9 protein-coding genes and 1 pseudogene are annotated in these 7,010 nt (G+C 45.1%); 2 read left to right on the top strand and 8 right to left on the bottom strand.

The window, feature by feature from the left end; all coding sequences use genetic code 11:
* Positions 1-262: 262 nt before the first annotated feature.
* Positions 263-1,207, top strand: a complete 945-nt coding sequence (locus Q0191_RS03935; protein WP_111694586.1) for a magnesium transporter CorA family protein — start codon at positions 263-265, stop codon at positions 1,205-1,207.
* An 18-nt stretch (positions 1,208-1,225) separates the two neighbouring features.
* Positions 1,226-1,900, top strand: a complete 675-nt coding sequence (locus tag Q0191_RS03930) for a DUF1129 domain-containing protein (RefSeq protein WP_297664027.1) — start codon at positions 1,226-1,228, stop codon at positions 1,898-1,900.
* Positions 1,901-1,932: 32 nt separating this feature from the next.
* On the opposite strand, the gene Q0191_RS03925 is transcribed toward Q0191_RS03930, so the two are convergent.
* The 8 genes and pseudogenes from Q0191_RS03925 to Q0191_RS03890 all read right to left on the bottom strand — a co-directional run.
* Positions 1,933-2,442 carry a GNAT family N-acetyltransferase gene (locus tag Q0191_RS03925; RefSeq protein WP_297664025.1) on the bottom strand — a complete coding sequence of 170 codons (510 nt, stop codon included), beginning with the start codon at positions 2,440-2,442 and terminating at the stop codon, positions 1,933-1,935.
* Between the two features lie 97 nt (positions 2,443-2,539).
* Positions 2,540-2,779 (bottom strand): 30S ribosomal protein S18, encoded by a 240-nt coding sequence (gene rpsR / locus Q0191_RS03920; RefSeq protein WP_000068664.1) that lies wholly within the window; start codon positions 2,777-2,779, stop codon positions 2,540-2,542.
* A gap of 40 nt (positions 2,780-2,819) precedes the next feature.
* On the bottom strand, positions 2,820-3,314 hold the full coding sequence (locus Q0191_RS03915) for a single-stranded DNA-binding protein (protein WP_297664023.1): 495 nt from the start codon (positions 3,312-3,314) through the stop codon (positions 2,820-2,822).
* A gap of 11 nt (positions 3,315-3,325) precedes the next feature.
* Positions 3,326-3,616, bottom strand: a complete 291-nt coding sequence (rpsF, locus tag Q0191_RS03910) for a 30S ribosomal protein S6 (RefSeq protein ID WP_002896497.1) — start codon at positions 3,614-3,616, stop codon at positions 3,326-3,328.
* Between the two features lie 176 nt (positions 3,617-3,792).
* A complete protein-coding gene (gene fni / locus Q0191_RS03905) occupies positions 3,793-4,797 on the bottom strand; it encodes a type 2 isopentenyl-diphosphate Delta-isomerase (protein WP_297664021.1) in 1,005 nt (334 codons plus the stop codon).
* Complete coding sequence (locus Q0191_RS03900; RefSeq protein ID WP_297664019.1) at positions 4,781-5,800, bottom strand: phosphomevalonate kinase; 1,020 nt, start codon at positions 5,798-5,800, stop codon at positions 4,781-4,783. Before Q0191_RS03900 ends, fni begins: the two co-directional genes overlap by 17 nt.
* A complete protein-coding gene (gene mvaD, locus Q0191_RS03895; protein ID WP_297664017.1) occupies positions 5,790-6,737 on the bottom strand; it encodes a diphosphomevalonate decarboxylase in 948 nt (315 codons plus the stop codon). The genes Q0191_RS03900 and mvaD overlap by 11 nt, the downstream gene beginning before the upstream one ends.
* Positions 6,719-7,010, bottom strand: a pseudogene (locus Q0191_RS03890) (mevalonate kinase); the annotation flags it as partial. The pseudogene Q0191_RS03890 and the gene mvaD, both read right to left, overlap by 19 nt.

Raw genomic sequence — 7,010 nt, 5'->3', positions numbered from 1 at the left:
TAGAGGGTGTCAAAAGCCAGACTGGACTTGCCCGAACCAGACAGACCGGTCACCACGACCAGCTTGTCTCGGGGAATTTCCACATCAATATTTTTTAAATTATGAGCTCGCGCTCCATGAATCACAATTTTATCTTGCATCTAGTCCACACTTTACCTTTAAACTTCCTCTATTATAGCAAATTTTTCTGCAAACTTTTGCCCAAAAGACTAGAATTTGTAGTATAATAAGACGGTGCTTATAAACGATTCTAGGAGGAGATATGAAACAAGTATTTTTATCAACAACAACCGAGTTCAAGGAAATTGATACACTTGAATCGGGAACTTGGATCAATATGGTCAATCCTTCCCAGAATGAATCTTTAGAAATCGCAAATGCTTTTGGCATTGATATTGCTGACTTACGAGCACCACTCGATGCCGAGGAAATGTCTCGGGTTACCATCGAAGATGACTACACCTTGATTATCGTGGATGTGCCCATCACAGAGGAACGGAATAACCAGACTTACTATGTCACCATCCCGCTTGGTATTATCATCACGGAAGATGCCATCATCACGACCTGCTTGGAAAAATTGCCCCTGCTCGATATTTTCATCAATCGACAACTGCGCAACTTTTACACTTTCATGCGATCACGTTTTATCTTTCAGATTCTCTACCGCAATGCCGAGCTGTATCTGACGGCCCTGCGTTCCATTGACCGTAAGAGCGAGCAGATTGAGAGCCAATTGCACCAGTCGACTCGAAATGAAGAACTGATTGAGCTCATGGAGTTGGAAAAAACCATCGTCTATTTCAAGGCTTCCCTCAAAACCAACGAGCGCGTGATCAAAAAATTGACCAGTGCCACCAGCAATATCAAAAAATATCTGGAAGATGAGGACTTGCTGGAAGACACCCTGATTGAGACCCAGCAGGCCATTGAGATGGCTGATATTTATGGAAACATCCTCCACAGCATGACAGATACTTTTGCGTCCATCATTTCCAACAACCAGAACAATGTCATGAAGACACTGGCCTTAGTAACCGTTGTTATGTCCATCCCGACCATGCTCTTCTCAGCCTATGGGATGAACTTCAAAGATAATGAACTACCTCTAAATGGTGAGCCCCATGCCTTCTGGATTATCATGTTTATCGCCTTTGCTCTGAGCGGCTCTCTAACCCTCTACCTCTTCCATAAAAAATTATTCTAACCACCAGAAAGGACCACCATGTCACAAGTATTATTAGACAAACTAACCAAGAAAAATAAGGAATTTCTCCACATTGCTACTCACCAACTCCTCAAAGATGGCAAATCCGATGAAGAAGTGAAAGCAATCTTAGAAGAAATCATTCCAAACATTTTAGAAAACCAAGCCAAGGGTATCCCTGCCCGTGCTCTCTATGGGGCACCAACTTACTGGGCATCTTCTCTCACTGCTAAGGAGCGCTATGATGCCGAGCATCCTAAGCAAAATGATGATCCAAAATGGATGATGCTGGATTCCGTCCTCTTCATTTTCGGTTTCTTCACCGTTCTGACTTCCATCGTCAATTTAGCATCTTCTAAACCCTCTGTTTACGGCATGACGACACTTATCTTTGGTAGTATTGTCGGTGGTCTCGCTTTCTACGCCCTCTATCATTTCGTTTACCGTTTTTACGGACCAGATACTGACCGTAGCCAGCGTCCACATCTACTCAAATCTATCCTTATCATGCTAGTAGCCATTGGTCTTTGGACCCTTTCAATTGTTGGTTCTAGCTTACTGCCCGACTCTCTCAACCCGCATTTGTCAAATATCGTCGTTGCCATCATCGGAGGGATCACCCTAGCACTCCGTTTCTACCTCAAGAAACGCTTCAATATTAAGAGTGCAACTATGGGACCAGCGAAATACTAAGCAGCATAGAAAAAGAGGTTTTGCAACCTCTTTTATTTTGCCCTTTTTGAAAAGTATAAGACCAAGTCGTCGTTATTCTCGCACGAAACATAGGGCGTGAGTGGCTGATTTTGAAACCAAACTCCTGACCCATCTGGCATATAACCGCGACCTACATATAGTCGTTGTGCTGGACCATAGCCTTTATGCAGGCCAACTCCCAAGCTGACAACATCTGAATAATGCTGCGCTGCTTGCTCAGCTTTGTCCAATAAAGCTGTCCCAATTCCTCGCTTTTGGAAACTTTCAAAAACATTAAAATCCGTTAACTCAGGATAAAGACCAGCAAAAGGCCCATGCTTTGCCAATGGAATAACTGTAATGTAACCAGCCAAAGATTCCCTAATAACCGCCACCAAAACTTGGCGCTCACCCGCCTCTTGCTCCAGAAAGTAGTTTTTTAAAATCTCTCTCCGGCCAGGCCAGCCTTGCTGGATAAAAGCATTCGATAAGCCTTCAATATCCTCAAAAAACATCTTCCTGATGGCTAGTGCTTCTGTCATGGCAATCCTCCCATATCTTGATCGTTTCTTCTATTATAGCACTGTCCCTTTCTATCATCAAGATAGCAAAAATCCCTGCTAGAAGCAGGGACTCTCATTAGTCTTCATTTACGAAAGGCATCAAAGCCATTACGCGAGCGCGTTTGATAGCTGTTGTTACTTTACGTTGGTTTTTAGCTGAAGTTCCTGTTACACGACGAGGAAGGATTTTCCCACGTTCTGAAACGAAACGGCTAAGAAGCTCAGTATCTTTGTAATCAACATATTCAATCTTGTTTGCTGCGATGTAATCAACTTTTTTACGGCGTTTGAATCCGCCACGACGTTGTTGAGCCATGTTATTCTCCTTTATATTATAGTTCTAGTTTTGTCCATTATTAGAATGGTAAATCATCGTCTGAAATGTCCATTGGATTTGAATTGCCGAATGGGCTTTCATCACGAGAAAAATTCGGTACTTGGTTGAACGAGTCAGCATTGCCATAGCTTGGTGCAGAATTTCCACCGAAGCCACCGCCACCAAAGCCAGTTGAAGACTGCCCTTCACGGCTTGCACGACTTTCCAGAAGCTGGAAGTTGTCTGCAACGACTTCTGTGACATAAACACGCTGGCCTTGCTGATTGTCGTAGTTACGAGTCTGAATGCGACCAGTAATTCCGATTAGAGCGCCTTTTTTGGCCCAATTAGCAAGGTTTTCTGCCTGCTGACGCCAGATAACAACATTGATAAAGTCCGCTTCACGCTCACCACTTTGATTTTTAAAGTTGCGATTAACAGCCAGAGTAAAGGTTGCGACCGCTTGGTTTTGCGGTGTATAGCGAAGTTCAGCATCACGGGTCATACGTCCCACAAGTACAACGTTATTAATCATAATTTACCTTCTTAAGCGTCAAGTTTGACGATCATGTGACGAAGAATGTCAGCGTTGATTTTTGAAAGACGGTCAAACTCTTTAAGAGCTGCATCGTCGTTTGCTTCAACGTTAACGATGTGGTAAAGTCCTTCACGGAAATCTTGGATTTCGTATGCAAGACGACGTTTTTCCCAGTCTTTTGATTCAACAACAGTTGCACCGTTGTCAGTCAAGATAGAGTCAAAGCGTGCTACCAAAGCGTTTTTAGCTTCTTCTTCAATGTTTGGACGAATAATATAAAGAATTTCGTATTTAGCCATTGATATGTTCCTCCTTTTGGTCTAATGACCCCAAGTCGCTGCAAGGGGTAAGTGAGGTTCACTCACAAATAATAATTATACTAGATTTCCTTGCAAATAGCAAGAATAAATTTCGCTTTTCTTTGAATGATCTGCCAAAGCATTTTATCAGCTATACAAAGCATACCAGCCAGCGATTATTGCACCTGTTCAGCTCCTTCTTTTAAGCGACCGTAAAGCAGATAGGGGACGGATTTTAATTCTTGGAGGTTGCGGCAGGACAGGGCACACATCAACAGCCGTAAATCTTCTTTCCAACCATTTACAATAGCAATGACCTCTTCGACTGGATATTTTTCGACCAAGTCTAACATAGTCCGAGAAAGGCCAACTGCCTTGGCACCCAGAACCAAGGCTTTAACCATGTCCAGAGGATGGCGAATGCCACCGCTTGCCAGCAACTCCACCTTGTCCACCCAGTCCTGCGCTGCTAGTAAGGCTTGAGCTGTGGTCTGTCCCCAAACGTTAAGATAGTCTCGCTGACCGCTCCGCCGATTTTCAATATAGGCAAAGCTCGTTCCGCCACGACCAGAAATATCAAAGGTTGAAATACCTAGTGCCTGAGCTTCCTCAATCGTTTTCCGATCCATGCCAAATCCTACTTCCTTGAGGACAAGGGGAACTGGAAAATCTTTTCCATAGGCTTCCAAATGCTGCTTCCAAGTTCTGAAAGTCCGCTCTCCCTCAGGCATTAGCAATTCTTGCATGACATTGACATGTAGCTGGAGAAACAAAGGTTTCAAATCCGACACCGCCTGCAAGCCTGCTGCTACTGGTTTGTCAAGACCGATATTGCTGGCCAAGAGTAGACTAGGCTTATCCTTTGCCACAGCATAAGAATCATCATCTGGATTTTTCAGAGCTGCACTGTAGGAACCTGTCACAAAGAGGATGCCACAGGCCTCCGCCACTTTGGCCAGTTTTTCATTGATTTCTCGCCCTTTTGGACTTCCACCTGTCATGGCATTGATATAAAAGGGAAAATCCCAGTCACGCCCAGCGAAATGAGTGGATAAATCAATCTCGGCCAAATCATAGGCTGGCAGAGAGCAATGGATTAATTCTATATCATCAAAGCTATTGTAGCCAAGGGGCTGTTCTAGGGCGTAGTTGATATGATCATCTTTACGACTTTGGCTCATGAGCACCCATCCTTTCTTGGTAGAGTAATTCCAGACCAGCTTCTTGCCAGCGTTGGATCAAGGTTTGGCTATCTTCAGTAGCAAAAGACAGGGCGAAGCCACAGTCTCCACCGCCAGCCCCACTACTTTTAGCGACACAATCCAAGCCCTGACTCGCCTCTCTTAAGGCCTGTAATTTCTCCGTGTAAATCAGCGGACTGAGCCTATCTAAAAGCTGGCTGGCAGTCGATATGCTATCTTTTACAGCTGTCTTATCAGCAGACTCAAGGGCTTCTTTCAAGCAATCCACCTGAAGCTGGGTCTGATTCAGGAAATCTTCGTTCAAGCCCGACTTAACCTGCTTGACAAGGTCACTAGAAATAGCTGGTTCTCTCGTCCAGCCAACCAGAAAATCACAGGCCAAAGCCGGCTGGATGGGCTTGATTTCATAGCCCCAATCTTGCTCCAAAATCTCTAATAGACTTGTGTCAGCCAATCGCTGGTGGATTGCCATCCGGTCAAAAGAACGATAATAAACCAGTTGCTCATGGACAATGCAGGCCAGGTCTCCCATGGAGCCATTATCCCCCCGCTTGAGAAGTACTACTGCAGCTAGTCTAAAGAGGAGGTCAGAGCTTAGTTTCAACTGATAAAAGGCAGCCATAGCCTTGATCGTCAAGACAACCACACTGCCACTAGAGCCCAGCCCAAACTTACGACCGTCTTTCTCCATTTTTCCCTTGATAGTCAGAATAAAGGGGTGCAATGGGCGTTGCAGCAAGCTGAGATAGTCATGCATCAGTTGAATGGTCTCCTGAATCAAGGCATAGTCCGCATCTGGCGCTAGACTAGCTTTGTGGCTAAAGAGATCCGAATCCAGCTCATAGCTGTCCGCCGCCTCAATCTCTGCCCGCATATAGATGGAAATATTCTTAATCAAAGCCGCATGACCAGGACTCAGGACAGCATATTCCCCAGCTAGATAGAGCTTTCCGCAGGTCTGAACTTGCATCTTAGTTTCCATCAGGCAATTCCTTCGTTTTGGAGACAATCAGACGGTACTGATCCGCAAAGAGGGGCACTAAGTCTTCCAAGTCCTCTTCAAGACAGAGAACCTTGACATTAGGGCCAGCGTCCATGGTGAAATAGCAACGATGCCCCTGGCCTCGGAGCTGGCGAACAAAGTCCATTGCAGCATAGCTTTCCTCTGTCAGATAAGTAAATGGAGGCGTAGCTGTCTCTGTCGTTGCATGCATCCGCAAGGCATTCTCCTCGGTCAACTGCCCAACTTTCTCAAAATCATTATCCTTTAGGTAGGCCATCATATCCTGATAATCCTGAGCTGACTGGTCAATCCAAGCTTGAAAATTTTTGGAAGTTTCAGCACAAACTTGCATACCGAGTCGACTAGAAATCGGCTTTTTCTCATCATGAAGCACCAACATAATCATGGCTAGCTTCAGGTCGGTTTGCGCAGGATAAATTGCTCCGCTATCCTTGTCCCATGCTGCCAAAGGACCAAAAAAGGAGCGGGCTGACGAACCTGAAGCAAACTTGGCCAACTGGGCCAGCTCCTCGGTACTGTAATGAGTTCCAAAATAAGCATCACAAGCCTTGACCAGAGCAGATAAGCCGCTGGAACTAGAGGATAAACCTGCCGCTGTAGGCATATTGTTACTGGTGTCAATCCGAACCCAATCACTTGGCTCCGTCCGAAAACGATCAATAATCCGACTGACTTTAGCATGCTCTTCTGGGCTTTGCAATTGCCCATCGATATAAAATTCATCGCCAGCAGCCTCAGCCGAAAGCGGACTTAACTGGGTTTGGGTGTACATATTCTCTAAAGTCAAGGAAATACTGCTAGTGGAAGGAATCATCCGCTCAGCATCTGCCTTGCCCCAATACTTGACAATAGCAATATTGGCATAAGACTTGACACTTACAGGCTTTCTATCCATATATTGCTGGCTCCTTTCTCTCTCAAAAGACGGGCTAGGTCTTCCGCCTCTTTCTTTTCTTTTATTAGCACAATCACGCAGCCACCTAGGCCACCGCCACTCATTTTAGCTCCGAGAGCTCCATTTTCAAGCGCCAGCTCGACTAAATTATCAGATAGCTGGCAAGAAACTCCCAACTGGGCTAGTTTGCCGTGAGCCTTGGTCATGGCCTGTCCCATGGTTAGCAAATCCTTGAGATGGATCGCCTTTTCAACAATTTTCGTCAAATTTCCC

The organism is uncultured Streptococcus sp. (genome assembly GCF_938036805.1).
Lineage (GTDB): Bacteria > Bacillota > Bacilli > Lactobacillales > Streptococcaceae > Streptococcus.
This window is presented reverse-complemented; position numbering and strand designations above follow the sequence as displayed.

Bases quoted from the DNA above. Each gene is read 5' to 3' on its own strand.
- Q0191_RS03900 (WP_297664019.1), bottom strand. From the start codon at position 5,800: ATGGAAACTAAGATGCAAGTTCAGACCTGCGGAAAGCTCTATCTAGCT.
- fni (WP_297664021.1), bottom strand. From the start codon at position 4,797: ATGAGCCAAAGTCGTAAAGATGATCATATCAACTACGCCCTAGAACAG.
- Q0191_RS03935 (WP_111694586.1), top strand. From the start codon at position 263: ATGAAACAAGTATTTTTATCAACAACAACCGAGTTCAAGGAAATTGAT.
- Q0191_RS03915 (WP_297664023.1), bottom strand. From the start codon at position 3,314: ATGATTAATAACGTTGTACTTGTGGGACGTATGACCCGTGATGCTGAA.
- mvaD (WP_297664017.1), bottom strand. From the start codon at position 6,737: ATGGATAGAAAGCCTGTAAGTGTCAAGTCTTATGCCAATATTGCTATT.
- rpsR (WP_000068664.1), bottom strand. From the start codon at position 2,779: ATGGCTCAACAACGTCGTGGCGGATTCAAACGCCGTAAAAAAGTTGAT.
- Q0191_RS03925 (WP_297664025.1), bottom strand. From the start codon at position 2,442: ATGACAGAAGCACTAGCCATCAGGAAGATGTTTTTTGAGGATATTGAA.
- rpsF (WP_002896497.1), bottom strand. From the start codon at position 3,616: ATGGCTAAATACGAAATTCTTTATATTATTCGTCCAAACATTGAAGAA.
- Q0191_RS03930 (WP_297664027.1), top strand. From the start codon at position 1,226: ATGTCACAAGTATTATTAGACAAACTAACCAAGAAAAATAAGGAATTT.